The 26,988-nt window shown below is 69.7% G+C and carries 26 protein-coding genes; 19 read left to right on the top strand and 7 right to left on the bottom strand.

Annotation, left to right across the window (positions count from 1 at the left end):
• The first annotated feature begins 69 nt into the window (after nt 1–69).
• The 10 genes from IT184_02475 (at nt 70) to IT184_02430 (ending at nt 9,099) form a co-directional block, all read left to right on the top strand.
• Complete coding sequence (locus IT184_02475) at nt 70–1,500, top strand: RtcB family protein (GenBank protein MCC7007659.1); 1,431 nt, start codon at nt 70–72, stop codon at nt 1,498–1,500.
• A gap of 30 nt (nt 1,501–1,530) precedes the next feature.
• Nucleotides 1,531–1,731: a dodecin domain-containing protein gene (locus IT184_02470; protein ID MCC7007658.1), complete on the top strand. Its 201-nt coding sequence runs from the start codon at nt 1,531–1,533 to the stop codon at nt 1,729–1,731.
• A 27-nt stretch (nt 1,732–1,758) separates the two neighbouring features.
• Nucleotides 1,759–2,169: an HPF/RaiA family ribosome-associated protein gene (locus tag IT184_02465; protein MCC7007657.1), complete on the top strand. Its 411-nt coding sequence runs from the start codon at nt 1,759–1,761 to the stop codon at nt 2,167–2,169.
• 267 nt (nt 2,170–2,436) lie between these two features.
• Entirely contained in the window at nt 2,437–2,661 is a 225-nt protein-coding gene (locus IT184_02460) for a zinc ribbon domain-containing protein (protein ID MCC7007656.1), read from the top strand.
• A 3-nt stretch (nt 2,662–2,664) separates the two neighbouring features.
• Nucleotides 2,665–3,276 carry a DinB family protein gene (locus tag IT184_02455; protein ID MCC7007655.1) on the top strand — a complete coding sequence of 204 codons (612 nt, stop codon included), beginning with the start codon at nt 2,665–2,667 and terminating at the stop codon, nt 3,274–3,276.
• Between the two features lie 73 nt (nt 3,277–3,349).
• On the top strand, nt 3,350–4,792 hold the full coding sequence (locus tag IT184_02450) for a sodium:solute symporter (GenBank protein ID MCC7007654.1): 1,443 nt from the start codon (nt 3,350–3,352) through the stop codon (nt 4,790–4,792).
• 117 nt (nt 4,793–4,909) lie between these two features.
• Entirely contained in the window at nt 4,910–5,710 is an 801-nt protein-coding gene (locus tag IT184_02445; GenBank protein MCC7007653.1) for a DUF1080 domain-containing protein, read from the top strand.
• A gap of 25 nt (nt 5,711–5,735) precedes the next feature.
• The gene (locus IT184_02440) at nt 5,736–6,836 is read left to right on the top strand and encodes a hypothetical protein (protein MCC7007652.1); all 1,101 of its coding nucleotides are present in this window, start codon (nt 5,736–5,738) and stop codon (nt 6,834–6,836) included.
• Nucleotides 6,833–7,888 carry an alpha-hydroxy-acid oxidizing protein gene (locus IT184_02435; protein MCC7007651.1) on the top strand — a complete coding sequence of 352 codons (1,056 nt, stop codon included), beginning with the start codon at nt 6,833–6,835 and terminating at the stop codon, nt 7,886–7,888. Before IT184_02440 ends, IT184_02435 begins: the two co-directional genes overlap by 4 nt.
• Entirely contained in the window at nt 7,885–9,099 is a 1,215-nt protein-coding gene (locus IT184_02430; GenBank protein ID MCC7007650.1) for an alpha-hydroxy-acid oxidizing protein, read from the top strand. The genes IT184_02435 and IT184_02430 overlap by 4 nt, the downstream gene beginning before the upstream one ends.
• Nucleotides 9,100–9,114: 15 nt before the next feature.
• On the opposite strand, the gene IT184_02425 is transcribed toward IT184_02430, so the two are convergent.
• Nucleotides 9,115–9,651, bottom strand: coding sequence for a cytochrome c3 family protein (locus IT184_02425; GenBank protein MCC7007649.1), 537 nt, complete (start codon nt 9,649–9,651; stop codon nt 9,115–9,117).
• Between the two features lie 100 nt (nt 9,652–9,751).
• A complete protein-coding gene (locus tag IT184_02420; GenBank protein ID MCC7007648.1) occupies nt 9,752–11,749 on the bottom strand; it encodes a DUF1080 domain-containing protein in 1,998 nt (665 codons plus the stop codon).
• 134 nt (nt 11,750–11,883) lie between these two features.
• On the opposite strand from IT184_02420, the gene IT184_02415 reads away from it, so the two are divergent.
• From IT184_02415 to folK, 9 genes are all read left to right on the top strand, one after another.
• Nucleotides 11,884–12,378, top strand: a complete 495-nt coding sequence (locus IT184_02415; GenBank protein ID MCC7007647.1) for a DinB family protein — start codon at nt 11,884–11,886, stop codon at nt 12,376–12,378.
• A 1-nt stretch (nt 12,379) separates the two neighbouring features.
• Nucleotides 12,380–12,823, top strand: a complete 444-nt coding sequence (locus IT184_02410; protein ID MCC7007646.1) for an NfeD family protein — start codon at nt 12,380–12,382, stop codon at nt 12,821–12,823.
• Entirely contained in the window at nt 12,820–13,749 is a 930-nt protein-coding gene (locus IT184_02405) for a paraslipin (GenBank protein ID MCC7007645.1), read from the top strand. The genes IT184_02410 and IT184_02405 overlap by 4 nt, the downstream gene beginning before the upstream one ends.
• A 9-nt stretch (nt 13,750–13,758) precedes the next feature.
• Entirely contained in the window at nt 13,759–14,484 is a 726-nt protein-coding gene (locus IT184_02400; GenBank protein MCC7007644.1) for an arylesterase, read from the top strand.
• A gap of 46 nt (nt 14,485–14,530) precedes the next feature.
• Nucleotides 14,531–15,223 (top strand): ABC transporter ATP-binding protein, encoded by a 693-nt coding sequence (locus tag IT184_02395; GenBank protein MCC7007643.1) that lies wholly within the window; start codon nt 14,531–14,533, stop codon nt 15,221–15,223.
• The gene (locus IT184_02390; protein ID MCC7007642.1) at nt 15,220–17,775 is read left to right on the top strand and encodes an ABC transporter permease; all 2,556 of its coding nucleotides are present in this window, start codon (nt 15,220–15,222) and stop codon (nt 17,773–17,775) included. The genes IT184_02395 and IT184_02390 overlap by 4 nt, the downstream gene beginning before the upstream one ends.
• A 77-nt stretch (nt 17,776–17,852) precedes the next feature.
• Entirely contained in the window at nt 17,853–18,215 is a 363-nt protein-coding gene (locus IT184_02385; GenBank protein MCC7007641.1) for a TraR/DksA family transcriptional regulator, read from the top strand.
• Nucleotides 18,212–18,709, top strand: coding sequence for a hypothetical protein (locus IT184_02380; protein MCC7007640.1), 498 nt, complete (start codon nt 18,212–18,214; stop codon nt 18,707–18,709). The genes IT184_02385 and IT184_02380 overlap by 4 nt, the downstream gene beginning before the upstream one ends.
• A 63-nt stretch (nt 18,710–18,772) precedes the next feature.
• A complete protein-coding gene (gene folK, locus IT184_02375; GenBank protein ID MCC7007639.1) occupies nt 18,773–19,318 on the top strand; it encodes a 2-amino-4-hydroxy-6-hydroxymethyldihydropteridine diphosphokinase in 546 nt (181 codons plus the stop codon).
• Nucleotides 19,319–19,363: 45 nt separating this feature from the next.
• Here the strand turns inward: folK and IT184_02370 are convergent, their stop codons facing one another.
• From IT184_02370 to IT184_02350, 5 genes are all read right to left on the bottom strand, one after another.
• A complete protein-coding gene (locus tag IT184_02370) occupies nt 19,364–19,804 on the bottom strand; it encodes a hypothetical protein (protein ID MCC7007638.1) in 441 nt (146 codons plus the stop codon).
• Between the two features lie 108 nt (nt 19,805–19,912).
• A complete protein-coding gene (locus IT184_02365) occupies nt 19,913–21,127 on the bottom strand; it encodes an ABC transporter permease (GenBank protein MCC7007637.1) in 1,215 nt (404 codons plus the stop codon).
• A gap of 17 nt (nt 21,128–21,144) precedes the next feature.
• On the bottom strand, nt 21,145–21,942 hold the full coding sequence (locus IT184_02360; protein ID MCC7007636.1) for an ABC transporter ATP-binding protein: 798 nt from the start codon (nt 21,940–21,942) through the stop codon (nt 21,145–21,147).
• 39 nt (nt 21,943–21,981) lie between these two features.
• Nucleotides 21,982–23,814: an efflux RND transporter periplasmic adaptor subunit gene (locus IT184_02355; GenBank protein MCC7007635.1), complete on the bottom strand. Its 1,833-nt coding sequence runs from the start codon at nt 23,812–23,814 to the stop codon at nt 21,982–21,984.
• A gap of 8 nt (nt 23,815–23,822) precedes the next feature.
• Complete coding sequence (locus IT184_02350; GenBank protein ID MCC7007634.1) at nt 23,823–26,951, bottom strand: efflux RND transporter permease subunit; 3,129 nt, start codon at nt 26,949–26,951, stop codon at nt 23,823–23,825.
• Between the last annotated feature and the right edge of the window lie 37 nt (nt 26,952–26,988).

Raw genomic sequence — 26,988 nt, 5'->3', positions numbered from 1 at the left:
CACCTCGTGCGGCCCGGACACGCGGAACTGACGTCGCCGTCCGCGGCGCGTCGAGCAGGACACGGTGCCATGGATCTCGACCGGCTCGTCAGGAAGTCCGACGTCGAATGGTGGATCGAGCCGCACGGCGCGATGCGCGTGCCCGGCGTGCTGTATGCGAGCGAGGCGCTCGTGCGCGAGATGGACGAGAAAGTCTACGAGCAGGTGTCGAACGTCGCCACGCTGCCCGGCATCGTGCGGGCGTCCTACGCGATGCCCGACGCGCACTGGGGCTACGGGTTTCCCATCGGCGGTGTCGCTGCGTTCGACGCCGAGCGGGGCGGCGTGATCTCGGCCGGCGGCGTCGGCTTCGACATCTCCTGCGGCGTCCGCACGCTCACGACGGGCCTGCGGGAGGCCGACCTCGGCGATCGCCGGCGAACGCTCGCCGACGAGCTGGCGCGCGTCGTGCCGGCCGGCGTCGGCAGCGTGGGGCGGATCTCGCTCGACGCCGACGAGATGGAGGCCATGCTGACCGGCGGCGCACGGTGGGCGGTCTCGCAGGGCTACGGCGAGCGCGAGGATCTCGATCGCATCGAGGAGCACGGGTGCGCGGCTGACGCGCGCCCCGAGGCGGTGTCCGACCAGGCGAAGCGGCGCCAGCGGGACGAGATGGGCACGCTCGGCTCCGGCAACCACTATCTCGAAGTGCAGAAGGTCGCCGCGGTGTTCGACGAGGACGCTGCGCGGGCGTTCGGACTCGAGCCGGACGGGCTCGTCGTGAGCATCCATTGCGGCTCGCGCGGGCTCGGCCACCAGATCGGCACCGACTTCCTGCGGCAGATGGCCATCGAGGCGCCGCAGCACGGCATCACCCTGCCCGATCGCGAGCTGGCGTGCGCGCCGCTCGGCTCGCCGACTGGCCGCGCGTACCTGGGCGCGATGCGCGCCGGCATCAACTGCGCGCTGGCGAACCGGCAGATTCTCACGCACCTGGTACGGCAGGCGTTCGCCCGGGTCGTCCCGGAGGCGCGGCTGGCGCTGCTCTACGACGTCTCGCACAACACCTGCAAGCTCGAGGCGCACGAGATCGATGGGCACCGGCGCCAGCTCTTCGTGCACCGCAAGGGGGCGACGCGCGCGTTCGGTCCTGGGCACGCGGATCTGCCGCCGGCGTTCAGAACGGCCGGCCAGCCGGTGTTGATCGGTGGCACGATGGGCACGGCGTCGTACGTGCTCGCCGGCACGGAGGCCAGCGAGCGCACGTCGCTCGGATCGTCGTGTCACGGCGCGGGCCGCCGCATGAGCCGGCACGAGGCGGTGAAGCGGTTTCGCGGCCGGCAGGTCGTCGACGACCTGGCGCGGCGCGGCATCCTCGTCCGCAGCCCGTCGTCGCGCGGCGTCGCGGAGGAGGCGCCCGGCGCCTACAAGGACGTGACCGCGGTCGTCGAAGCCGCCGATCGCGCGGGGCTGTCGCGCGCCGTCGCGCGGCTGGAGCCAATCGTGTGCATCAAGGGATGAGATGAGCGGGGACGCTCGGAAGGAGGGCCCATGGCCATTCACAAGGTCATCGAAGTGATCTCGCAGTCGGAGAAGAGCTGGGAGGACGCCGCGCAGGCGGCGGTGAGGGACGCGTCGCGGACGGTGCGGAACGTCAAGTCGATCTACATCGCCAACTTCGAGGGCGTCGTGTCGAACGAAACGATCGTCCAGTACCGCGTGAACGCGAAGATCACGTTCGAAGTCGAGTAGCTCATGGCCGGACGGAAACTTGCTGCTGTGCCCGTAGAACCTGTCATCACCTTCCGCCGCATGAAGGCGGATCCGGCGCTCGATGGCGACATCCGGAAGCGCGTCGCGTCGCTCGAGAGGTTCTGCCCGACGATCATCGGCGCGCGCGTGCTCGTTGAGCCGGTGGAGCGAAGCCAGCGGAGCCCCCATCGGATCCACGTCCGCGTCGAGCTGAGCGTGCCGGGGGAGGACGTCATCATCTCCCACGAGACGAGCGCGCGAGGCGGGGCGCGCGCGACCGGCGCGCGCAGCCTCCGCAAGCAGGACGAGCCTGCGCCGCAGCACAAGGACATCGAGCTCGCGATCCACGATGCGTTCCGGGCCGCGCGCCGCCGGCTGCAGGACTACCTGCGGCGCCGGCGCGGGCAGGTCAAACGCCGCGCCGGCGCGGAGCGCTGACGGCCGGCGCTCGCCGGCCGGAGGGCGGGCGGGACAGCACGCGGGCCCGCCCGATGCGACAGTGCGCGCAGGATCGCGCCGGCAGGCTCGAGCCAGACGTGTACGGCACGAGTCGGACATGGAGATTGTCCGACCAATGTTCCGTACCGCGCACGACGGCAGGACGTCTCGACGCCCTAGTCGGGCGAGGTGCCGGCGCTACGTCGCCGTGGGCTGATGGCGGCTGCGCGCCGGCGGCGGCCAAGCTGTGCGAGGTAGAATCGTCGCATGCCGCTCTTCGAGTACATCTGCCGAGACTGTGGCCACGCGTTCGAGGCGCTCGTCACCGCGAGCCGCCTGCCGTCGTGCCCGAGCTGCGAGAGTCAGGCGCTCGAGAAGCAGCTCTCGGTCTTCGCCCTCTCGACGAAGTCGCGCGACGCGTCGCCGGCGCCCGTCGGTGCGTGCGGGGCGTGCGGCGATCCGCGCGGCCCGGGCGCCTGCTCGATGAACTGACCGTTGTCCCGCTTCTCGTTCCTCGCCGACACCTACGCCACCGAACGGCTGAAGACGCTCGGCGTGTGGGCGCAGGTTCCCGACGATGCGATGGAGTTCCGGCCGGAGCCGCGCGCACGCACGCCGCTCGAGCACATGGTGCACCAGTGCCTGAGCGAGGAGGCGTGGATGTCGGGCGTGCTCGGCATCGGCATCGCCCACCCGGCCCTGCCGCCGGAGGAAACGCGGCAGGCCTTCCTCGCGCACTACGACGCGTGCTCGGCCGCCCGGCTCGCCGGGCTGCGGCAGCAGCCGGACGTCTGGTACGACGAGACGATCCGCTTCTTCGACGTCGAGCGATCGCGGGCATGGGTGATGACGCGGCGCATCGCGCACTCGGCGCATCATCGCGGGCAACTGACGGCGTACCTGCGGTTGTTGGGCCGTTCGCTTTACTCGACCTACGGCCCGACGGCCGACACGGGCGGCCTGCCCAGGCACGGCGCGCGGGTGATCTACAAGTACGGGTCGATCGACGATCTGCTGCGCGGCGAAGCCGCGGGCGTCGAGGGCCCGCCGCTGCCGGGCCCCGGCTCGGCCGCGCCGACGGAGCGTCCACGGCCCGACGAGGCTTGACTCCAGCCCGCGCTCCCGAAACACTACCGGCCGACCTGCGCGCGCGCGATGCGGCGCGCCACGCGGCTCCACTATGGTGCTGACCTCGGCCGACTACCTGGTCATCGGCGCGTACCTCGTCGCCATCACGCTCTTCGGATCGTGGTTCGCCAGGTTCCAGAAGACGACGCGCGACTACTTCCTGATGGATCGGTCGGCGCCGTGGTGGGCGATCTGCTTCACGGTCGTCGCCACCGAGACGAGCACGCTCTCGTTCATCGGCGTGCCGGCGATGTCGTACGCCGGAAACTACGCGTTCCTCCAGCTCGCGCTCGGCTACGTGATCGGCCGCATCATCGTCGGCGTGCTCTTCATCCCCGCCTATTTTCGCGGCGAGCTGATGACGTCGTATCAGCTCCTGCAGCAGCGCTTCGGCCCTGGCGTCAAGACGGTCGCCTCCGGCATCTTCCTGCTGACACGGTCGCTGGCCGACGGCATCCGGCTCTTCGCGACGGCGCTCGTGATCGCCGTGGTGACGCAGGTGCCGGTCGGCTGGACGGTGGTGCTGCTCGGCACCGCGATGATCGTCTACACGGTGCGCGGCGGCGCGGCGGCCGTCATCTGGACGGACGTCGTCCAGATGTTCGTGTACCTGGCCGGCGCGTGGCTCGTGTTCGGCGCTCTGCTCGAGCGCGTGCCGGGCGGCTGGGCGGCGGTCGTCGCGAGCGGTGAGGCGGCAGGGAAGTTCGCGATGATCAATCTGTCCACCGACCCGCACGCGATCTACACGATCTGGGCCGGCGTCGTCGGCGGCGTCGCGCTCACGCTCGCCACGCACGGCACCGACCAGTTTCTCGTGCAGCGGCTGCTCGCCGCGCGGTCGGCTCGCGAGGCGCGCCTCGGCCTGGTGTTGAGCGGCGTGCTCGTGTTCGCGCAGTTCACGCTGTTCCTGACGATCGGCGTGATGCTCTACGCGTATTACCAGCAGGTTCCCGCGCCGGCGATCACGCGCGGCGACGAGATCCTGCCCGCGTTCATCGTGACGTCGCTCTCCGGCGGCGTCGCCGGCTTCATCGTCGCGGCCATCGTCGCGGCCGCGCTGTCGCCGTCGCTCAACGCGATGGCGGCGACGACGGTGAACGATTTCTACGTGCCGTTCGTTCGTCCGCTGGCGAGCGACACCGACCGGATGCGCGTCGCGCGGCGGGCGACGGTGTTCTGGGGCATCGTCCAGCTCGCGGTGGCGATCGGCTGCCGCTGGATGGATCGATCGGTGCTCGACGCAGGCCTCGCCGTGCTGTCGCTGTCGGCCGGGCCGGTCCTCGGCGCGTTCCTCGTCGGCGTGTTGACCAAAAGGGTCGGAAGCCGGGCGATGCTGGCGGGCATGCTCGTCGGAACCGCCGCGCTCGCGTGGCTCTGGGCCACGAACGGTGTGGCCTGGACGTGGTACGCGTTCGTCGGCGCCGGCATCACGGGCGGTTCGGCGCTCGTGCTCGACCGGCTCATCGGAAGGCGAGCACCTGTCGTCGCCCGCTGAACGATGAGGCTCGGGCATCGGGGTGCCAGCACGAATCGCCTCGCGAGCCGCAGCAGTTGACAGGCTATCGGCTCGGGCGGAGAATCGCGGCTGCATACCCCTTCAGCGAGTTTGCCGATGCGCCTGTCCAGCTCGATTGCTGCGTTCGTACTGCTCGTGTCGTGTGCGCTCGTGCCCGTGTTCGCCAGGCAGGGCGCGGGTGGTCAGGCCCCGAAGCCGAGTCCGAAAGACACGGAGGTCTGGTCGCCCGAGCCGCGGGTCGTGACACCAGGCGCCACGGACCATGTGCCGCCCTCGGATGCGATCGTGCTGTTCGACGGCACGAACCTGAACGAGTGGGTGGCGACGCGCGACAAGTCGCCGGCGAAATGGACCGTCGCCGACGGCGTGCTCACGGTCGACAAGTCGGCCGGGAACATCGAGACGAAGCGGACGTTCCGGAACTACCAGCTCCACATCGAGTGGCGCATTCCCGCGAGCATCACCGGCACGGACCAAGCGCGCGGCAACAGCGGCGTCTTCCTCGCGAGCACCGGGCCGGGCGACGCCGGCTACGAGCTGCAGGTGCTGGACTCGTATCAGAACAAGACGTACGTCAACGGCATGGCGGGCAGCCTCTACAAGCAGTACATCCCGCTCGTCAACGCGTCGCGCAAGCCCGGCGAATGGCAGTCGTACGACGTCGTCTGGACCGCGCCGACGTTCGGCGCGGACGGATCGGTGAAGACGCCGGCGTACGCGACCGTGTTCCACAACGGCGTGCTGATTCAGGATCACGCGCAGCTCAAGGGCGAGACGGTGTACATCGGGCCGCCCAGCTACAAAGCCTACGATCGCGCGCCGCTGAAGCTGCAGGCGCATGGCGATCCCAGCCCGGTGATCAGCTTCCGGAACATCTGGGCCCGCGAACTGCCCTGATCGGCGGGGCAAAGGAGCTCGACTCGTGACGCTGCGTTCGCTGCCCGTCCTTCTCTGTCTCGCGGCCGGTGCCGCGATGCCGGCCGCGCAGGCCCCGGCGCCAGCGCCCGCGCCGGCTCAGGCGCCGCCGTCTGGCGCCGGCCAACCGAGCATCGATCCCTACGCGAACAACCCGAACGCCGGCACGCTCACGTTTCCATTGGCGGCCCCGGCGGGTGCTGACAGCAAGGCGCTGACGAGCGCGCCGCCCGGTGCCGTCAACCAGGGGCCGTTCGATCCCGCGACCTGGAAGTACGGCCCGGCGTTCGCTCCGCCTGCCGGCGCGAAGATCTGGAACCCGGTCAAGCTGAAGATGATCCAGGGGCAGAAGGTCACGGGCGGCACGCTGTTCGCGTCGACCGATCAAGCGGTGTACTGCGCCATGGCCAATGCCGGCTATGACTTCATCTGGACCGAGATGCAGCACGGCCCGCGCGACTGGCAGCAGGCCGCCGACATGTGGCATGGATGCTCGCGCGCCAAGGCGGTGCCAGGCGTGCGCGTGGCCTACACGGACGAGCGCGAGATCCAGCACGCGCTCGATGCGGGCGCGCTCGTGCTCGTGGTGCCGACGGTCGATACCGTCGAGGAAGCGATCCAGGCGAGGAACTGGGCGTACTTTCCGCCGCTCGGCCGCCGCAGCAACGGCGGCGGCCAGGCGTTGGGTCCCGAGATGTGGGGCGGCGTGCCGGGCGGTTACCGCCAGACGATCAACGACAACCTCGTGCTGATTCTCATGATCGAGACGCTCGAGGGCCTCAAGAACGCCGACGCGATCGCCAAGGTGCCTGGCGTGACGGCGGTGTTCGCGGCGAGCACGGACCTGGGCAACTTCACGGGCTACGCGCAGCGGTCGCCCGACTACGAACGAGCGATCAACATCGTCCACGATGCCGCGATCAAGGCGGGGGTGCGGCTGTGCGGACCGCTCGCGTGGCGCGATCGGCCAGACTTCACCTGCTTCCAGGCCGCCAGCGAGCTGGCCGCCATTGCGCGTGGCGCGGCGGCCGAGCTGGGATCGCTCGCCAATACCCAGGGACAGCCGGAAGTCGGACCGTTTGCGCGTCCCGACGCAAACGGCCGATGAGCGGCGGCCGGATCGCGCGCAGGCGATCGTTCGAACGGGCGGCCGCCCAAGGCTCTGGCGTCGGGACCATCCGCCGCGAGACGGCCAACCAGGAGGATCTGGCGCGCGCGGTGCCGGCGGCGGATCTCGTCAACGTGCTCGAGTTCGAGGCGCAGGCGTGGCGCGCGCTCTCGACGGCCCTGTACGCCCGGATCGCGGGCGGCGATCGTCTCGCCTTCGATCGCATGACGCTGCGCCCGCGCGTCATGGTGCCGACAACGGATCTCGATTTGAGCGTGCCCCTGTTCGGCGACGTGCTCTACGCGCCGATCGTCGTCGCGCCCATCGCCGAGCAGCGACAGTTCCACCCTGACGGCGAGCGCGCCACGGTCGAGGGCGCCGCGCACGCGCACACGCCCGTCGTCGTCACGAGCCGCTCGAGCGTGCCGATCGAGACGCTGGCGGCGGCCGGGGCGCCCCTGTGGTTCCAGGTCTTCGCGACCGACGATGGCGCGCGCGCCAGAGCGCAACAGGCCGTGCGCGCGGGATGTCGGGTGGTGTGCGTCACGATCGGCACGACCTGGCCGGCGGGCGCGGCACGCGCCTCGGCGCTGGCGAGCACGCGCGACTGGGATCTGCTCGCCGGCGTGAAGCGCGACCTCGGCGTGCCGGTGATCGTCAAAGGCGTCATGACGCCGGATGCGGCTCGGATCGCGCTCCAACAGGACGTGCAAGGCATCGTCGTGTCGAACTACGGCGGATTGGCGGGACCGCCGCGTGACGCGCCCATCCAGGCGCTGAGCCGCGTGGTCGAGGCAGTCGGCGGGCGCGTGCCCGTGCTGCTCGACGGCAGCATCCGGCGCGGTACCGACGTGCTGAAGGCGCTCGCGCTCGGAGCGGCCGCCGTACTCGTGGGGCGCCCCATCATGTGGGCGCTCGCCGCCTATGGCGATGCTGGCGTCACGACGGTCCTCGAGCTGCTGCAGTTCGAGCTCGCGCGCTACATGTGCATGGCCGGGGCGCCCACCGTGAAGGCGCTCGAGCCGTCGATGGTCAGGATCCACAAGACATGACGGCGGACGATCGCTGGCTGCGCAGCCCAGAGCGCCGCGACGCGCTGCGCCGCCTGGCGGCGTACGTGGCGGCGTCGCCGCTCTTCGGCGTCGGCCTTGGCGCGCAGCTCGATCCGCGGCCGATCGCCGAGCATCGCCGCCTGCCCGGCCTCGACGAGCTGCAGACGGCGTTCGACTTCGAGCCGCTGATGTTCGCGAACGTGCCCCAGCAGGTGTACGACTACACCGCGCACGGCGACGGATCGGAGTTCACGCTCCAACGTAATCGCCGGGCGTTCGAGTGGGTGGACCTCGTGCCCCGTCCACCCGTCGATCCACCCAGGGTGGACTTCACGACCACGCTCTTCGGCACCACGCTGCCGTTCCCGCTCCTCGTCGCGCCCACGGCCTTTCAGGTCCCGGTGCACCCCGATGGGGAAGTCGGCATGCGGCGCGCCGCGGCCGCCGCGAACACGCTCTTCATCCTGAGTCAGAACTCGAGCGTGCCGGTCGAGAAGGTGGCTGCGGCCGTGCCCGGCGGGTTCTGGTGCCAGTTCTATCCGCAGCAGGACCGTGACATCGGCAAGGAATGGCTGGCGCGGTTCCAGGCCGCAGGCGCGACGGCGATCGTCGTCACGGTCGATCAGCAGGCGTCATGGTACGAGCGCACGCAGCGTGATCGCAATCTCGGCGGCAGCCCGCGGCCTGCGCCGCGGCCGGCTCCTTCCGGGGCGCCGCCGCGCGGCGCCGCCCGCTATCGTGTCAACCCGGTGCGGCTCTGGTACTCGTGGCCGTATCTCGAGGAGATCCGGCCGCTCATCGAGGTGCCGCTCGTCGTCAAAGGGATCATGAACGCAGACGACGCGAGGCTGGCGTTCGACCACGGGGCGGACGCGATCGTCGTGTCGAATCACGGCGGGCGATCGATGGACTACGGTCCGTCGGCGCTCGAAGTGCTGCCCGAGATCGTCAGCGCGGTAGGCCGGCGGGGACCGGTGCTGACCGACAGCGGCTATCGCCGCGGGGCCGACGTGCTCAAAGCGCTGGCGCTCGGCGCCGACGCCGTGCTGCTCGGGCGTGTCACGCGTTGGGGGCTTGGTGCCTTCGGCGCGGCGGGCGCCGAGCGCGTGCTGCGGCTCGTCCAGCGCGAGCTCACCGCCGCCGCCGCGCACGCCGGCTGCCGCACGCGCGCCGACATCGACTCCAAGCTCGTGCGAACGAGATTCCTGTAGCCTCCCGGAACCCTTCTAGCCTTTCGATTCGTGGCAGGAGTCGCACCGCGTCGGCGCGGCACGCTCGGCGTGACACTGCACGCAGGCGGCCATCGACGTGTCCTTCACTTTCTGCGTCACGGCCATGTCCTCGACGCTGCCGTGGCAGGTCTCGCACGTGATGTCGGCAGACACGCTGAGATGGCGGGCATGCTCGAAGTACACGAAGTCGGGCAGCCGGTAGACCCGCTTCCATGGCACCGGCTCCCGCCGCGCCTCGAACGCGGCCAGCTTCTGGATCTCGGCGCTGTCGGCCTTGACGGTCGCATGGCACGTCAAGCAGAGCGATGCGGCCGGGATGTTCGCCCGGCCGCCCGACGTCGCGCCGTCGTGACATCTCGTGCAGGCGAGCCCCAGCGCGACGTGCGTCCGGTGGCTGTAGGCGATCGGTTGCTCGGGCGGCGGGGGAGGGCGGAACTCGACGACGGGCGGACCCTGCGCCGCAACCGACGCCCACGCAACACCCGCCACCGCGGCCCACGAGCACATCAGCGACCGGCGAACTCGGCTCATCCGTTAGGGTTTCCCCTTTCCCCTTAGCCCTTCTCCCTCTTTTCCCCTTTACCTTTGCCCTCTGCCCTCTGCCCTCTGCCCTTTGCCCTTTGCCGTGGTCTCACCGTCCCGCCGCAGGCTTCTTGTAGTTGTTGAAGAAGACGAACGTGCCGCTCGCGCCCGAGACCGTGATGTCAGGCGTGCCGTCCTTGTTGAGGTCCGCCACGCTGATGTGCGAGCCGACGCCCGAACGGTTCGAGATCAACTCCGGCACGAACTCGGCTCCGCCCGGCGCTTTCGGGTTGCGTACCGTCTTGTAGACGTACAGCACCGGCATGCCCCAATTGTCCGGATCGGCGTACTGGAAGTGCGAGTGGTGCCGCTTGCCGACGATCATGTCCGGCAGCCCGTCCATGTTGACGTCGGCGAAGGTCGCCGCGTGCGGCTGCGTGAACCACACGTTGCCGGCGTTCTTGTCGAGCGCCGAGTCCATGATCGTGTGGCGGACGAACGTGATCTTCCCGCCGGCGTCGCGCTTCTGCTCGAACCACGCGATGCCGAAGCCGTGGCCTTCCAGCACGGTGACGACGTCGTTGAGCTTGTCGCCGTTGACGTCGTAGATGCCCATCTCCGCGCCGCCGGCGCCGCCTTGCGAGGCGCCCCACCGGCCGAACGGCTCCGGATGCCAGCTCCACAGCGTCTGCCCGCTGCCTTTCTTCGGCTGCTCCCACCAGCCGTAGGCCATCGTGTAGTCCATCAGGCCGTCGCCGTTGATGTCGCCGACGCCCATCCCGTGGCTGATGTTCACGCCCCACGGGCCGGGCTCGGAGATCGTCGTCACCTTCCACGGCCCGGTGGGGTTGGCGGGATCCGGCTTCGAGTAGCGCAGCGTGTTCTGGCCCGTGTGGATGATCTCGAGGTTGCCGTCGCCGTCGATGTCCTTGAGCAGCGTCTCCTCGTTGCCGATGACGCCGTCGGGCGGCTGCATCACGACGAACGAGTCCCACCGGCGGTTCTCGCCCTTCGGGTTGACGAAGAGCGTGCCGACGCCGTTGCCGGCGTTGCCGCTCATGTTGAGCACGTCGGGCCAGCCGTCGCCCGTCCAGTCGTGCGCGAGCTGCACCATCGCGGCGACCGGCCACTCGCTCGTCGGGTTGTAGGTGATCCCGGCGTAGAACTGCCGGCCGACGGAGAAGTCGGGGCCGTAGTACACGTAGGGACCGGCGACGACGTCTTGATGGCCGTCGCGGTTGAAGTCTGCGATCGCGGTCGAATACGAGTAGTAGAACTCGCTCAGCCGGCGCGCGCGGAAGTTGGCTGAGACCTTCTCGGCCTCGAAGGGGCGCGCGTTGAGATCCGCGTAGGCGACGTCCTTGAAGCTCGCCGGCGCCGTGCCGCCGACCCAGAGCGCGATCGGGCCGTACTTGCCCATGGCGTCCTCGGTCGCGCCGCCAGCGGCGCCGAGCGACCCGCCGTTGAAGCGCACCGTGATGTTGTTGAGCGCCATCGTCACGTCGACGTTGTTCGTCTGTCCGGCCTTGTATTCGCCGGCGGGCCGGCTCATCAGGTCGGGCAGCACGACGCCGGGCGGCATCTGTGGCGGGCCCGCCGGGCGGCCCTGGGCCGCCGCACCGGCCGGTGCCGGCGGTGCGCCGCCGGTCGCGCCGCGCTGCGTGATGGGCGCCGCCTGCGCGGTGCCGAGCTTGGTGCGGTTCGTGATCCTGCCCTGCGCGTCGATCGTCACCGCGTACGAGCCGAGGTCCCCGTCGCTGATCGACACGAACACGCCCTTCATGCCGCCGTCGGCCGTCTTCTCCGCGCGCACCAGCATCCCGGCCTTGCAGCCGCCGGCGCACGTCACGTTCGAGAAGATCGCGACGTCCTGATACGGGGTGCCGAGCACGAGGAACCCACCGTCGGCCGACTTCGGCGTGCCGACGATCTCGCCGTTCTGCGCTTTCCAGTCGGCCTGCCCAATCGGCGTCCAGCCGGCCAGCGTCGAGCCGCGGAAGACGACGTCCGGGCGGAACGTCGGGCCCGCCGCGTCGAGCGACACGAGGGCGCCGGTGAGCAACGCCGCGGCGCACGCGCCGGTCGTCAGCAATCGAGTGATTCTCATGACCTGAGTCCTCCGCCGCTCGCGACCCGAGCCTCGGCTGTCGCCGACACCCGCGACTCGGGGGAGCACGTCAACCCGACGATTCTACCGGAGCGCCGGGAAGGCGGATCGGCCGGCACCGGTATAATCCGCGCATGTCGACAGAAGCCTGGCTCTCCGGTCCGGTCGAAAGGATCCCGCCGATCCTCCAGCCGGCGGCCCACGCGCTGCTGCAGGCGCGAGACGATGTCGAGGCGTTGGCGGCCATGGTCCCGTTCGATCGCCTGTGGGCGACGAACGGCGCGGCATCGGCCGGGTTCCACCTGCTGCACATGGCCGGCGCGCTGGACCGGCTGTTCACCTATGCCCGCGGCGAGGCATTGAACGACGTGCAGCGCGCCGCGGCGAAGGCCGAGGCCGTGCCGCATCCCGAGCTCGACGGCGCGGCGCTCGCGCGGCTCGTTCACGACGCGGTCGATCGCGCGCTGGCGCAACTGCGCCAGACCGATCCGGCGACCGTCCTCGACGAGCGTCGCGTCGGGCGGCTGGGGCTGCCGTCCACGGTGATCGGCTGTCTCTTCCACGGGGCCGAGCACACGGCGCGCCACGCCGGCCAGTTCATCACGACCGTCAAGCTGCAGGGGGCCTGAGATGCTCTGGTGGCACTGGCTGCTGCTCGGCCTCGCGCTCATGGTGGGCGAGATCGCGACGCCTGGCGGTTTCTATCTCATCTTCTTCGGCATCGCGGCGGTGGTCATCGGGCTGCTGGCCGGCCTTGGGACGGCGGGCCCGCTCTGGCTGCAGATCTTCGGGTTCTCGCTGCTGTCGGTCCTGCTCCTCGTGCTGTTTCGGAAGCGGCTGCTCGGCACGCTCCAGCCCGACTCGAAGGGCCGGCCGATCGATCAACTGGTCGGCGAGGTCGGCGTCGCGGAGGAGTACCTCGCGCCTGGCCAGGTCGGACGGGTCGAGCTGCGCGGGGCGGCGTGGTCGGCCCGCAACCTCGGCGTGATCGCGCTGACGCGCGGGACTCGCGTACGGGTCATCGCGGTGGATGGCCTGATGCTGCACGTGGAGCCTGAAGGAGCCCAGATATGACCGGAACGCTGATCGCCCTGGTCGCGCTCGCGCTGTTCGTGCTGATCGTCATCGTCCGCACGGCGGTCGTCGTGCCGCAGCAGAGCGCCTTCGTCGTCGAGCGCCTGGGCCGGTACTCGAAGACGCTGTCGGCCGGATTCCACATCCTCGTGCCGTTCGTCGACACGATTCGCTACCGGCATTCCTTGAAGGAAGCGGCGTTCGACATCCCCGCGCAGGTGTGCATCACGCGCGACAACGTGCAGGTCGGCGTCGACGGCATCCTCTACATGAAGGTGCTGAACCCCGAGCGGGCGTCGTACGGCATCGCGGACTACGGGTTCGCGATCTCGCAGCTCGCGCAGACGACGCTGCGCAGCGAGATCGGCAAGATCGATCTGGACAAGACGTTCGAGGAGCGCAACAACATCAACGCCGCGGTGGTCACCGAGCTGGACAAGGCGTCCGAACCGTGGGGCGTCAAGGTGCTGCGGTACGAGATCAAGAACATCACGCCGCCGCAGGACGTGCTGGCCGCGATGGAGAAGCAGATGCGGGCCGAGCGCGAGAAGCGCGCGGTGATCTTGACGTCGGAAGGACAGCGCGACGCGGTCATCAACACGGCCGAAGGCGACAAGCAGCAGGTCATCAAGTCCTCGGAGGCGCGCCGCCAGCAGCAGATCAACGAGGCCGAGGGCCAGGCGAACGCCATCCTGGCCGTGGCGAACGCCACGGCCGAGGGCATCCGGCTCGTCGCCGACGCCATCCGGCTGCCAGGCGGCCTTGAGGCCACGCAGTTGCGCGTGGCCGAACAGTACGTGCAGCAGTTCGGCAATCTCGCCCAGGAGAGCAACACGGTGGTCGTGCCGGCCAACGTCGCCGACGTGGCGTCGATGATCACGCTGGCCATGCGGGTGTTCCAGAACCAGGGCAAACCGGCGTCGTAGAATCAGGACGTGCGTTTCCGCCGGTCGTCCTCCGTCATTCTGGCCGTCCTGGCACTCGGCGCCACCGCGCTCGCCGCCTCCTGCGGCGGCTCCAGTCCCTCGCCTCCCGACGCGCTGACGACGCAGGGGCCGGTGGCGCAAGGCAGCGTCCCGTCGGACAAGACGATCGTGATCGCCTTCCTCGGCGATTCCTTGACCGCCGGCTTTGGGCTGCCTGCGCAGGAGGCGTACCCGGCGCGAATCCAGGAGATGTTCGCGGCCGAGGGATACGGCGAGGTCGAGGTCTTGAACGGCGGGATCAGCGGCGACACCACGGCCGGCGGGCTGCGCCGTGCCGAACAGTTGTTGACCCCTGCCACCCATGTGCTCGTCGTCGCGCTCGGCGGCAACGACGCCCTGCGCGGCCTGACGGTGGCCCAGACGCACGACAACCTTGCGGCGATCATCGACCGGGCGCAGGCGAGCGGCGTCGCCGTGCTGCTGGCCGGCATGCTCGCGCCGACCAATCTCGGCGAGGACTACCAGGCCGGGTTCCGGGGCGTGTTCAGCCGCCTGCGACGCGAGTATCCGTCCATTGCCTTCGTGCCGTTCCTGCTGGAGGGCGTCATCGGCCATGCGGAGCTCGTGCAGGCCGACGGTGTACACCCGACGGCCGAGGGCGCGCGCGTGATCGCCGCGCTCTTGTATCCGCGCCTGCGCGACATCATCGATCAACTGCCGCCGTCCGCCCGGTAGCGCGCGGCCGAGCCGCCGTCGCCGAGGCGCCCTTCCAGGTTCACGCATGATTGAGCTCGTCGACGTGTCCAGAACGGTCAGCAGCGGAGCGGGACCGCTCACGATCCTGCATCCGACGACGCTGACGATCGCGCGAGGGCGAACCGTGGCCATCACCGGCGCATCCGGCAGCGGCAAGTCGACGATGCTGGGTCTCATGGCGGGCCTCGATGCGCCCACGACCGGCCGGGTGCGCGTGGACGGTGTCGACATCACGGCGCTCGGCGAGGAGGCGCTCGCGCGCGTCCGCGGCGAGAAGATCGGCATCGTCTTCCAGTTCTTCCACCTGCTGCCGGCGCTCACGGCGGTCGAGAACGTGCTCGTGCCCATGGAGATCGCGGGCGTGGCCGGCGCGCGCGAGCGCGCGCGCCAGCTCATCGAGGACGTCGGGCTGACCGGCCGGGCTCACCACTATCCATCGCAGTTGTCCGGCGGCGAGCAGCAGCGGGTGGCGATCGCCCGTGCGCTCGCGAACGATCCGGCGGTGCTGCTCGCCGACGAGCCGACCGGCAACCTGGACAGCGTGACGGGCCGGCACGTGATCGACCTGCTCGTCGGCATCAATCGCCGGCGAGGCTGCACGCTCGTGCTCGTGACGCACGATCCCGACCTCGCGGCGCTGGCCGACGAGACGATCGCGCTCAGGGATGGACGCGTCGTCGAGCATCGGATCCTGAAGGCCGAGGCTTCCACGCGATGACGTTCGTCCTGCGCATGTGGTGGCGCGAAGTCCGGTCGTCCTGGTCGCGGCTGGCGTTCTTCTTCATCTGCGTCGGCATCGGCGTCGCGGCGATCGTCGTCCTGCGGAGCGTCGTCCAGCAGGTCAGGGTGTCGCTCACGTCGGAGGCACGGAGCCTGCTCGGTGCGGACCTCGTGCTCCAGTCGCCGCGTCCAATGACCGGCCCGATCGGCGCGCAAATCGACGCGGCGCTGGCGGCGGCTCCGGCCGTTCGCGCCACGACGAGCGTCGTCGACACGCAGACAATGGCATCGCCGGGCGAGGGGCAGGGAAACGATCAGGTCAAGCTCGTGGAGGTGCGCGGCGTCGAGGCGGCGTACCCGTTCTACGGATCGATCGAGCTCGACGGCGGCCGACCGTACTCGCACGCGCTCCTGAAAGATCATGGGGCGCTGGTGCAGCCGGAGTTGCTCGCGGCGCTCGGGGTCGCCGTCGGCGATGAGATCCGCATGGCGGGACAGCGGTTCACGATCCGCGGGACGATCGCGCGCGAACGCGCGCAGCGCAACGGCATCGCGTTCGGCCCGCGCGTGTTCGTCGATCTCGCCGACCTCGAGGCCACGTCGCTCCTTGGCTTCGGCAGCCGGGCCACCTACCAGCGGCTGGCGAAGATCGAGGACGAAGCGGCGCTGGCGCCGCTCACGGCCGAGCTCCGGACGGCTCTGCGGCAGGAAGCCGTCGGCGTGCGCAATTGGCGGACGCTCGAGGATCGCATCGGCGAGAACCTCGACGTGGCCGAGAACTACCTGAGCCTCGTCGGCTTCGCGATGGTCGTGCTCGGCGGCATCGGCGTCTGGAGCGTGACGCGCGTCATCGTCCAGCAGAAGATGCCGAGCGTGGCGATCCTCAAGTGCATCGGCGCGACCTCGGGCCGGGTGTTGAGCATCTACGTGCTGCAGGTGCTCACGCTCGCGGCGGCGGGCGGCGGCATCGGGCTCGCGCTGGCGGCCGCGGCGCTCGCGTTCGTCCCTGCGGAAGCGCTCGCGTCCTTCGGCGTCGCGGGCGTGTCGGTGACGCCATCGGCCGCGGTGCAGGGCGTCGCCGTCGGCCTCCTCGTGTCGCTCCTGTTCGCGCTCGTGCCGCTGCTCGAGATCAGAGAGGTCAAGCCGCTGTTGCTGCTGCGTGCCGGCACGGCGGCCGTGACCAAGCGGCGCGACTGGCGGACGGTCGGCGCGGCGTTCGGCGTGGGCCTGTTGCTCGTGCTCGTCGCGATGTGGCAAGCCCACTCCGTTCGCGCGGGGCTGTTCGTCGCGGGAGGATTGGCCGCGGTCGCGTGCGTGCTCGACGTCGCGAGCCGGCTGCTCATTCGAGCCGCCAGGCGTCTGTCCAGCCGCGGAGGTTTCGCGCTGCGCCACGCCGTGATCAGCCTGGGGCGGCCCGGCAACCAGACCCGGGCGATTCTCATGGTGGTCGGGCTCGGCTGCTTCTTCGTGCTGGGCATCCGTGCGCTGCAGGGCAACCTGCTCGCTCATCTGTCCGACCAGGTGGGACCGAACTCCCCGGACTTCGTCGTGATCGACGTGCAGGCCGATCAGGTCGCCAGCCTTCGCGAGGTGGTCCGCCCGTTTCTCCGGTCACCCGCGCGGATCGCGCCGCTCATGCGAGGGCGCGTGGTCGCCGTCGAGGGTCGGGAGGCGCAGCTCAGGGACCGCGATGCGGTGCGGGAAGTGCGCGGCCTGTCGCGCGAGTTCGGCATGACGTTCCGCAGCGAGCTCGAGCCGAACGAACGCCTGCTCGCCGGGACGTTCTGGCCCGGCCCGCTCGGGCCAGATGAGAGCGCCGCCGGCGCCGACACGGAGGTGTCGGTCGAGCGCGAGATCGCCAGGGACGCGCACCTGACGGTCGGCGACGTCATCACGTTCGACGTGGCGGGACAGCGGCTGACGGCCCGCGTCGGCAGCGTGCGCGCGGTGGCGTGGGAGAACTCCCAGAACGGCGGGTTCGTCTTCGTGCTCCGGCCCGCGCCGGCGGTCGAGCGCCTGGCGCACAACTACGTGGGGTTCCTGCAGGCCGTCGACGACCCAGCGGCCAGGGGCCGCCTGCAGCGCGACGTCGTCAAGAGCCACCCGAACGTCTCGCTGATCAACGTCCGAGACATCCTGGACTCGGTGCGAGACGTGCTGGCGAACGTCACCTTCGGCGTGACGGTCGTCGGCGCCGTCACGCTCGCCTCGGGAGCGCTGATTCTCGCCGGCGCCATCGTCATGACGCGGTTCCAGCGCCAGTACGACGCGGCGATCTACCGCACGCTCGGCGCGAGCACCCGCCTGATGACCACGATGCTCGCGATCGAGTACGCGATGCTGGGCGCCTTGGCCGGCCTGCTCGGGGCGATCGGCGCGCTCGCGCTTTCCTGGGGCCTGGCCGTGTACCTCTTCGACATCGAGTGGCGCCCGGACGCCGCGCTGCTCGGCGCCGGCGTGTTCGCCGCGGCGGCCGTCGTGTGCCTCGTCGGCGTGGCGGCCAGCCTCGACGTGCTGGTCAAGAAGCCTCTCGCGACGCTCCGGAGCTGAGGCGCCCCCGCGTCGCACCGCGGGCGTATTTGATAAGATGACTCAGTTGTGCCGGGAGCTTTTCCCGGACCGTGCCCATGCCAGAGAAGCAGCTCGACGCCGCATTCCTCGCCACCCTGAAAGAGGCCCTGATCCAGAAGCGGGGCGAGATCCTCGCCGCATCGACGGGCACGCGGCCGCTGCCCGCCTCCATGGACGTGAACAGCCGGCAGGGGGACCTCGCCGATCAGGCCAGCGGCAACAACGAAGTCCACATCCAACTGAAGCTGAAGCAGACCGACGCGAAGATCCTGCAGGCCATCGAAGAGGCGCTCTACCGGATGGAGAAGGGCACTTACGGCATCTGCCGCGACTGCGGCGAGCCGATCGCGCCGGCTCGCCTCGAGGCCATCCCCTGGACGCGGGTGTGCATCACCTGCAAACAGAAGCAGAACGCGTGAGCGCCGACGTCCTTCTCTCGATCCTCCGCGAGTTCCACCGCGAGAAGCTGGCGCTGCGCCAGCGCCACGTGGCCGTGGCGCGTCTCGTCAGCGACTACGACTTCAACAACACCTACCAGTACGTGATCGGCCGCGAGGACGCGCATCTGGCATGGCTCGAGGCGGCCATCGCCGAGCTCGGCGGCACGCCAGAAGCCGTGGGCGAGCCAAGCGTCACGGCGGAGGGCCGAAAGCCGGACTTCATGCCGCTCGTGGCAGAGGACGCCAGGGAGACGGCGGCGTTCGTGGCCCGCTGGCGCCCGCGTCTCTCGGACGTTGCGAACGCGCGCCACCGCAACATGATGCAGGTCGTCCTCGGCGAGACGCTCGAGCAGAAGCGCTTCTTCGACCTGATGGTGGCCGGCCGCGAGGACCTGCTGGGGCGGCGCGCCAACGGCCCCGGCTCGCCAGGCACCGGCGACGGCGTCCTGCCGGTGCGCTGGTTGGGGCAGTGACCGGCAGTTTCGAGTGGTGAGCCGTGAGTCATGAGTGGGCCACGTGGCACCGACTCACGACTCATGATCGACCAGTCGGAACGACATCCAGGCAATCCAGCACCACATCCAGAGAAGTCGGCCCTGCGTAGCGCGAAGGTCACGGCGTGGATCGCCCTCGGGTCCAACGTGGGCGACCGGCGCGGGCACCTGGAGTGGGCGATCGACGCCCTCCAGACGATGCTCGACAATCTCCGCACCTCGTCCATCCGCGAAACGGCACCCGTGGGCGTGCCGGACCCGCAGCCCGACTACCTCAACGCCGTCGTCGCCGGCGAGACCACGCTCCCGGTTTTCGAGCTGCACCGTCGGCTGCAGGGCCTGGAGCGGCAGCGGGGCAGGCAGCGCCGTTCGTATCGCGGAGCCAGAACGCTCGATCTCGATCTGCTCTTCTACGGAGACGAGCGGATCGACACGCCAGACCTCGTCGTTCCGCACCCGCGGCTGCGCGAGCGCCGGTTCGTCCTCGAACCGATGGCCGAGCTCGATCCGGCCTGGGTGGATCCCGTGACGGGCCGGACAGTCTCGGTGCTGCTCGACGACCTCGCCGTACAGAGGAACGGCGCGTGAGCCGAAACGACCCACGCGCCGTGGAGGACCCGAAAGCGGCCGGTGCTAGGACGCTTTCTTGTACGTCTGCTTGACCGACATGCCCGGGCCACCATCGCGGCCGGGCGCCGACGTCTCGATCACGAGGTTGCCGCCGTCGAGCGACAGCGTCCGCTTCTGTTCGCCGAACTGCGTCGTCGTCGTGATGGTCAGCGTGCTGCCGGTCCAGGCGGCCTTGGACACCTGTTCCGTCTGGCCGCCGCGGCCCATCATCATGTTCTTGCTCTCGCTGCCGTCCAGTTTGTAGACGAGCTTCACGGGCGCCGGATTCTGGCCACCGCCCACGTATTCGAGCGTGAGCGCGCCGGCGTCCTGGGTGATGGTCAGTTCCTGGCCGAGCCCGCCGCGTCCGCCGCGCCCGCCACCGCCGCCGCCCGCGGCGTCCGCCGACGGCTGCATGACCCACTTGCCCGCGAAGTTCGTCTGCGCCGAGACCGCGATGGTCATCAAGACCATCGCCGTGGCGCCGAGTAGTGCTGTAACACGTCGCATATGAGCTCCCTTACCATGACAAACCGGCGGGCGAATGCCCCCGGCCAACTCGTTCGCGCCCGGCTACTCGAACCGGAGCGCCTCGATCGGATCGAGGCCTGCCGCCTTCCTGGCAGGGTAGAAGCCGAAGAAGATGCCGACGGCGGCCGAGAATCCCACGGCGATGACGACGGCGTTGATCGGCACGGACGCCGCCATGCCCTGGTAGATGCGGAGCAGCTCGGAGACCAGGTAGCCGAGCGCGATGCCGCAGGTACCTCCCACGATGCTGATCACGATTGCCTCGATCAGGAACTGCAGCAGCACGTCGAAGCCACGCGCGCCGATGGCGAGCCGGAGCCCGATCTCGCGCGTGCGCTCGGTGACCGACACCAGCATGATGTTCATGATGCCGATGCCGCCGACGACGAGCGACACGCCGGCGATGCCGGCGAGCAGGTTGGTCATGGTGCTCGCGGTCTGCGTGCGGAGCGCGACGATGTCCTCGAGCGTCTGCACGGTGAAGTCGTCCTCGCCGGCCGCCGTGCCATGCGCGGTACGGAGCGCGGCGGTCACGGCCGCGGCCGTCGTGTCCACGAGGTCGGCCGCGGCGGCCGAGACGTAGATGCGCTGGATGTTCTGGAATCCCGTGAGCTTCTTCATCACGGTGGTGTAGGGGACGAACACCTGGTCGTCCATGTTGATGCCGCCCTGGCCGGCGCCCTTGGACGACATCACCCCCAGCACCCGGAAGACCTGGTTGCGGACGCGGATCTGCAGATCGGTCGGATCGACGTTCTCGCCGAAGAGCGTGTTGGCGACGTTCGAGCCGAGCACGACGACCTTCGCGGCGGCGTGGACGTCTTCATCGGTGAAGAACGTCCCGTACTTGACGGGCCACGAGCGGATGGCCGGCAGATCCACGTTCGTGCCCTCGACGCTCGTGTTCCAGTTCTGGTTGCCGTAGATCACCTGGAGCCGGGTGCTGACGCTCTCGGCCACGTACTGCACTTCGGGCAGGTCGCGCAGCAGTTGCGCGTCCTCGGGCATCAGGCGGCTGGCCGTGCCGACGCCGCCGCGCACACCGCCCTGGTTGAAGCTGCCCGCCAGCACGGTGATCAGGTTCGTGCCGGCGGTCTTGACCTGTTCCTCGATCATGTTCGACGCGCCGGTGCCGAGCGCGACCATCGCGATGACGGCGGCGACGCCGATGATCATGCCGAGCATCGTGAGGGCCGTCCGCAGCTTGTTGCGGGCGAGCGCCTTCAGGGCAATCCGGATGGTCATGAAGATCGACATGGGCTCTCTCTCGCGCCTCAGTGGGCGGCGGTTGCGGCCGGCTCGGGCGGCGGCGGAATCAGATCGGGCTCGGGCGGCGGCAGGGCTTCCAGCTCGTCCTGGGCATTGCGCCGGTGGAGCACGGGGTGATCGGCGACGACGCGGCCGTCGCGGAAGCGGATGAGCCGCGTCGCGTACTCGGCGATGTCCATCTCGTGCGTGATGAGCAGCACCGTGATGCCGCGCTCCTTGTTGAGCTTCTGGAAGATGCCCATCACCTCGATGCTGGTCCGCGTGTCGAGGTTGCCGGTGGGCTCGTCGGCCAACAGCATCGACGGCTCGGTGATGAGCGCGCGCGCGATCGCGACGCGCTGCTGCTGGCCGCCCGACAACTGGTTGGGCGTGTGATGGTGCCGCTGGCCGAGGCCCACGGCGTCGAGGGCTTCGATCGCGCGCCGGTGCCGTTCGGACGCCTTGAGCTGATCCTTCGTGCGATAGAGCAGGGGCAGCTCGACGTTGTCGAGCGCGGAGGTGCGCGAGAGCAGGTTGAAGCCCTGGAACACGAAGCCGATCTTCTGGTTCCGCACGGCGGCCAGATCGTCCTTCGACAGGCGTGAGACGTCGCGCCCGTCGAGCTCGTACGAGCCGCTCGTCGGCCGGTCGAGGCACCCGGCGATGTGCATGAACGTGGACTTGCCGGAGCCGGACGGACCCGTCACGGCCACGAACTCCCCGGTGTTGATCTCGAGCGACACGCCGCGCAGCGCGCGGACCTCGTGGTCGCCCATCTTGTAGACCTTCGTCAGGTCACGGACGCGAATGACGGGCACTGACATGCGTGATTCTTCCAACAGGTCGCCGACGCCGCCGCGCGGTTAGTCGCCGCCGCGGCCGCCGCCGCCGCGATTGCCGCCGCCACCGCCACCAGGCGTGCCGCCGCCGGGCATGCCGCCAGGACCGAAGCCGGGCTGCATGCCGCCGAATCCGCCGCGGCCCTGGTTGCCGAAGATGTTGTTCTGCTGGTTCCGCTGGGCCTGGCTGATCGGGACGATCACGTTCGTCACGACCTGCTGGCCCGGCTTGAGATCGCCGCTGACGAGCTGGCTGAACTGGCCGTCGGTCAACGCCGTCGTGACGCGGATCTCGGTGAGCTTCTTGCCGGCTTCATCCCAGGTCCACACCGAGCCCGGCGTGATCCGCTGCGGCGTCGGCTGGAAGAGCTCGTCGATCTTGCTCGCGCCCTCGAGCGGCGGAAGATCGGCGCCCGAACGGCTGAGGCTCCGGCCCTGGGGCGCCGCGGCCGCGACGTTCTGCGCGTTGCCGCCACGCCGGCCCTGGAAGCCACCGGCGTTGGCGCCGCCGCGGCCGCCCTGGCCGTTGCCGCCGCGGCCGCCACCGAACTGCTCGCGCAGACGCTGCCGTTCCTCAGGCGAGAGGTTCGCGAACTGGCCGCGCCCGAAGCCCTGACCTTCGCCCGCGCCGAAGCCGCCGCGGCCGCCGGCAGAATTCGCTCGGCCCTCGCCGCCCTGCGCCGGCGCCTGCCGCTGTTCGCGGCCCTGGGCTTGCGGATCGCCGGCCGCTGCCTGCCCGCGCGTGCCGGCCCGATTGGCCGCCATCTGCTGCCGCTGGCCGCCCTGGGCGGGCGAGGCGTTCGTCTCGGGGGCGCCGTTCACCGCGCCGCCCTCACGTCCGCCGCGGCCGCGTCCACCCGCCGTGGGCGGCGGCGGCGTCAGGCCGAGCGCCGTGTAGATGTCGTTCGTCGGCCGGAACCTGAGCGCCTGGTTCGGCACGCGCACCACGTTCTCGGCCGCGGCGATACGGATCCGCACGGTCGCGGTCATGCTCGGCCGCAGCTTGAGATCCGGATTCGGCGCGTCGATCCACACCGGGTAGGTCACGACGTTGTTCTGCGTGAAGGCGTTCAGCCGCACCGCGCTGACCGTGCCCTGGAACGTCTGCCCGGCGTAGGAGTCCACCGTGAAGGCCACCGGCATGCCGGGCTGCACCTTGCCGATGTCTGCTTCGTCGACCTGCGCCGACAACCGCAGCGCCCGCAGATCGGTCGCGATGTCGAAGAACGGCGTGATGTTCATGCTCGACTGCACGGTCTGGCCGATGTCGACGCGGCGGTTGACGACGACGCCGTCGATCGGCGCCTTCACTTCCGTGTAGGACACGTTCAGCTTGGCCTGGGAGAGGTTCGCCCGCGCCTGCACGAGCTGCTTGTCCGCCGACGCGATCTGCGCCTGCCGCGTCTTCACCGTGAGCTCCGCCTGCTCGAGCTGCGTCTGGTTCGCCAGGCCCTTCTCGAACAGCTCCTTGGTGCGCGCGAGGTTGCGCTGCGCGTCCTCGAGCTGCACCCGCTGGCTGGCGATCTCGGTCTCCTGCCGCTCGATGTTGGCGGTCTGGATGTCGACCTGCGTCTGCAGCAACGAGGGGTCGAGGCGGGCGATGGTCTCACCGGCGCGGACGATCGAGTTGAAGTCCGCGCCGAGCCACTGAATCGTGCCCGACACCTGCGGCCCGACCTGCACGGTCCGCCACGCTTCGAGCGTACCGGTCGCCTGGACCTGCTCGATGATCGTGCCCTGCGTGATGGTCGCCTGGACGACCTGGGGTTTCTCCTCGGTCTTGCCGTAGGTGTAGTAGTAGTAGGCGCCGCCCCCAGCGGCCGCCAACAGCACGAGACCCGCGATCAGCTTCTTCATATAGGTGACTAGGCCTGCTCGGGAGTCGAGTGCGCCTCGTGACGCCCGCCCCGGAACCCTTCCTCGAACAACGTGTAGACCGCCGGCACGAGCACCAGCGTCACGAGCGTGGACGCCAGGAGGCCGCCGATGACGACGCGCGCGAGCGGCACCTGCAGCTCGGCGCCCTCGCCGATGCCGAGCGCCATGGGCACGAGCCCGAGCATGGTGGCGATCGACGTCATCAGAATCGGCCGCAGCCGCGTGCGGCCCGACAGCTCGACCGCTTCCCGCAGCGGCAGCTTGTCACGCCGGCGCAGCACGTTCGTGTAGTCCACGAGCAGGATCGCGTTGCTCACGACGATACCGGCCAGCATGATCACTCCGATATACGCCTGCAGGCTGAACGCCGTTGACGTCAGCTTCAACGCGAGCACGACGCCGATCGCCGCGACCGGCACCGAGAACATGACGATGAACGGATCGCGCAGCGACTCGTACTGCGACGCCATGACGGCGTAGACCAGCAGCACGCCGAGGATCAGCAGCACCTGCAACTGCTGGAACGCCTGCGCCTGCTGCTCGACTTCGGCGCCGAAGCCGACCGTGAAGCCCTGCGGCACGTCGAGCTGCGGCAGGCGCGACTGGACGTCGCGAACCACGTCGCCGAGCGTCGCGTCGGCGTCGAGCTCCGCGTTCACGCGCGTGATGCGCTGCTGGTTCTTCCGCTGAATCTGCGTCGGGCCCGACTGCGGGTTGAGATCGAGCACCGTGCGCGCCGGGAGCACCTGGCCCTGCGGCGTGCTGATCAGCACGCCGTTGACCGACTCGGAGCGCTCGCGATCCTCTTCGCGCAGCCGGACGATGATCGGGTACTCCTGGCCGCGCTCGCGGAACAGGGCTGCCTGCGTGCCGCTGATGTTCGTGCGGATCGTGTTGGCCACGCCCGAGACCGAGAGGCCGAGCAGCGCGGCTTTCGGCCGATCGACGCGGATGGCCAGCTCCGGCCGGCCCTCTTCGCGGCCGAGCTGCGGGTTCGCGATGCCCGGCACCTCCCGCACCACCGCGAGCACGTCGTCGGCGATCCGCTTGGCCTGATCGAGGTCGTTGCCGCGGATCTCGACGGCCAGGCGGCTGTCGCCCCCGCCGCCGCTCAGCAGCCGCGTGAGCTGCTGGTTGCCGCCCGAGGCGCGCGTCGAAATCTGCACGCCCGGCAGGCCGGTGAGCACGCGCCGCAGGTCGGTGGCGATCTGGTCGCTCGTGCGCTGCCGATCGGTGCGCGGCGTGAGCTGAATCGTGACGCTGGCCGTGGAGTTGCCGCCGCCGCCGGGGCCGAAGCCGCCGCCGCCCGCGTTGCTCATGATCGTCGTGGCTTCCGACACGTTCGCGCGGACGATCTCCTCCATCTGCAGCGCGATGGCCTCGCTGCGCTCGATGCGCGTGCCGGGCGGCAGGCGGGCCGTGACCTGCACCTCGCCCTCGTCGGTCTGCGGGAGCATCTCGCTCGGAATCGTCGGCAGGATCAGGAAGGCCAGCAGCGTCAGGCCGGCCGACGCGCCGATGACCGTGGGCCGGTGCTGCAGCGCGGTGTGGATGATCGCGCGGTACTTGTCGTCCATCCGCTCGAGCAGCCGCTCGGTGGCGGTGAAGAGCTTGCCGGTCATCCCCCGGCGCTCGTGCGCTTCGACGGGCAGCGACAGCAGCCGTGAGCAGAGCACCGGCACGATCGTCACCGCGACGAACAGCGACATCGCGAGCGAGAACATGACCACGACCGACAACTGCACGAACAGCACGCTCGAGACGCCGGTCAGGAAGAGCAGCGGCACGAACACCGCGATGTGCGTGAGGATCGACGCGAGGATCGCGGACCAGACCTCCTCGCTGCCGTCGATCGACGCCTGCATCCGGGACTTGCCCTTCTCCATGTGGCGGAACGTGTTCTCCAGCACGACGATGGAGGCGTCGACGATCATGCCGACGCCGAGCGCCAGGCCGCCGAACGTCATCGTGTTCAGCGTGAAGCCCGCGAAGTAGAGCAGCGCGAACGTCCCGATGACGGAAATCGGAATCGAGAGGCAGACGATGAACGTCGCCCGCAGGTTCCGCAGGAACAGGAAGATGATGCCGACGACGAGGAACGAGCCGATGTACACGTGCTCGCGCACCGAGGCGATCGACCGCTCGATGAACTTCGACTGGTCGTTGATGACCGACAGGCGCACCTTCGGCACCTCGCGGTTCGTGCGCTCGATCTCGTTGCGGACGGCGGCGGCGATCGCGACCGTGTTCTTGCCCGACTGCTTCGTGATCTGCATGCGGACGCCCGGCTTGCCGTTGATGCGCTGGAACGACCGGACGTCCTCCGTCGTGTCGCGCACGTCGGCGATGTCGCGCAGGTAGACCGGCACGCTGTTCTTGGTCAGCACGACGAGGTCGCGAATCTGGTCGAGGTTCTGGAACTGCCCCTGGCTGCGCAGCAGGTAGGTCGTGTCGCCTTCGTCGACCTCGCCGAGCGGGATGTTCTGGTTCTCGGTCCGGATGGCCTGCACGACGCGGTCGACCGACAGATCGAGCGCCGTGATCTTCTCCTTCGACAGCTCGACGTGAATCTGCCGGCGGAGCCCGCCCATGACGGTGACGGCCGCCACGCCCTCGACGCGCTCGAACCGGGGCACGAGCTCGTACTCGGCGATCTCACGCAGGGTGACGCGATCGAAGTCGCCCTCGACGCCAAGGCTGATGATCGGCTGCGACGAGGAGTCGAACTTGAAGATCGACGGCGGATCGGCATCCTCGGGCAGCCGGCCGCGCACGCGGTCGATGCGGGTGCGCACCTCGTCGGCCGCCTCGCTGAGGTTCGTCCCCCAGGCGAAGTTCAACTGCACGTTGGCGCTGCCCTCGTTGGCGCTCGAGTTGATCTGCTCGAGGCCCGGCACCGCCGCGAGGCTCTGCTCGAGCGGCCGGACGATCAGCTCTTCGATCTCGGCCGGGCCGACGCCGGAGTACTGCACGCGGACCGTGACGCTCGGGTAGCTCACGTCGGGCATGAGGTCCACTGGCAGACGCCAGAGGGAGAGCAGGCCCAGCAGCACGATGACCGCCGAGATCATGAACATCGTGACGGGACGTTCGATGGCGACTCGAGGAATGCTCATACCGGTGAACTCCTTGGACTCACGCTCCGCGCGGCGG

The sequence above is a fragment of the Acidobacteriota bacterium genome (assembly GCA_020853395.1).
In the GTDB taxonomy this organism is placed as follows: Bacteria; Acidobacteriota; Vicinamibacteria; order Vicinamibacterales; family SCN-69-37; genus JADYYY01.
Note: the sequence above shows the minus strand (reverse complement) of the source record. Positions and strands in the feature narration are given on the sequence as shown.

What these genes read in the sequence shown, in the direction of transcription:
- IT184_02475 (MCC7007659.1), top strand. Translation starts at nt 70, where the DNA reads ATGGATCTCGACCGGCTCGTCAGGAAGTCCGACGTCGAATGGTGGATC.
- IT184_02470 (MCC7007658.1), top strand. Translation starts at nt 1,531, where the DNA reads ATGGCCATTCACAAGGTCATCGAAGTGATCTCGCAGTCGGAGAAGAGC.
- IT184_02460 (MCC7007656.1), top strand. Translation starts at nt 2,437, where the DNA reads ATGCCGCTCTTCGAGTACATCTGCCGAGACTGTGGCCACGCGTTCGAG.
- IT184_02450 (MCC7007654.1), top strand. Translation starts at nt 3,350, where the DNA reads ATGGTGCTGACCTCGGCCGACTACCTGGTCATCGGCGCGTACCTCGTC.
- IT184_02445 (MCC7007653.1), top strand. Translation starts at nt 4,910, where the DNA reads ATGCGCCTGTCCAGCTCGATTGCTGCGTTCGTACTGCTCGTGTCGTGT.
- IT184_02435 (MCC7007651.1), top strand. Translation starts at nt 6,833, where the DNA reads ATGAGCGGCGGCCGGATCGCGCGCAGGCGATCGTTCGAACGGGCGGCC.
- IT184_02430 (MCC7007650.1), top strand. Translation starts at nt 7,885, where the DNA reads ATGACGGCGGACGATCGCTGGCTGCGCAGCCCAGAGCGCCGCGACGCG.
- IT184_02425 (MCC7007649.1), bottom strand. Translation starts at nt 9,651, where the DNA reads ATGAGCCGAGTTCGCCGGTCGCTGATGTGCTCGTGGGCCGCGGTGGCG.
- IT184_02420 (MCC7007648.1), bottom strand. Translation starts at nt 11,749, where the DNA reads ATGAGAATCACTCGATTGCTGACGACCGGCGCGTGCGCCGCGGCGTTG.
- IT184_02415 (MCC7007647.1), top strand. Translation starts at nt 11,884, where the DNA reads ATGTCGACAGAAGCCTGGCTCTCCGGTCCGGTCGAAAGGATCCCGCCG.
- IT184_02410 (MCC7007646.1), top strand. Translation starts at nt 12,380, where the DNA reads ATGCTCTGGTGGCACTGGCTGCTGCTCGGCCTCGCGCTCATGGTGGGC.
- IT184_02405 (MCC7007645.1), top strand. Translation starts at nt 12,820, where the DNA reads ATGACCGGAACGCTGATCGCCCTGGTCGCGCTCGCGCTGTTCGTGCTG.
- IT184_02395 (MCC7007643.1), top strand. Translation starts at nt 14,531, where the DNA reads ATGATTGAGCTCGTCGACGTGTCCAGAACGGTCAGCAGCGGAGCGGGA.
- IT184_02390 (MCC7007642.1), top strand. Translation starts at nt 15,220, where the DNA reads ATGACGTTCGTCCTGCGCATGTGGTGGCGCGAAGTCCGGTCGTCCTGG.
- IT184_02385 (MCC7007641.1), top strand. Translation starts at nt 17,853, where the DNA reads ATGCCAGAGAAGCAGCTCGACGCCGCATTCCTCGCCACCCTGAAAGAG.
- folK (MCC7007639.1), top strand. Translation starts at nt 18,773, where the DNA reads ATGATCGACCAGTCGGAACGACATCCAGGCAATCCAGCACCACATCCA.
- IT184_02370 (MCC7007638.1), bottom strand. Translation starts at nt 19,804, where the DNA reads ATGACCATCGCGGTCTCGGCGCAGACGAACTTCGCGGGCAAGTGGGTC.
- IT184_02365 (MCC7007637.1), bottom strand. Translation starts at nt 21,127, where the DNA reads ATGTCGATCTTCATGACCATCCGGATTGCCCTGAAGGCGCTCGCCCGC.
- IT184_02360 (MCC7007636.1), bottom strand. Translation starts at nt 21,942, where the DNA reads ATGTCAGTGCCCGTCATTCGCGTCCGTGACCTGACGAAGGTCTACAAG.
- IT184_02355 (MCC7007635.1), bottom strand. Translation starts at nt 23,814, where the DNA reads ATGAAGAAGCTGATCGCGGGTCTCGTGCTGTTGGCGGCCGCTGGGGGC.
- IT184_02350 (MCC7007634.1), bottom strand. Translation starts at nt 26,951, where the DNA reads ATGAGCATTCCTCGAGTCGCCATCGAACGTCCCGTCACGATGTTCATG.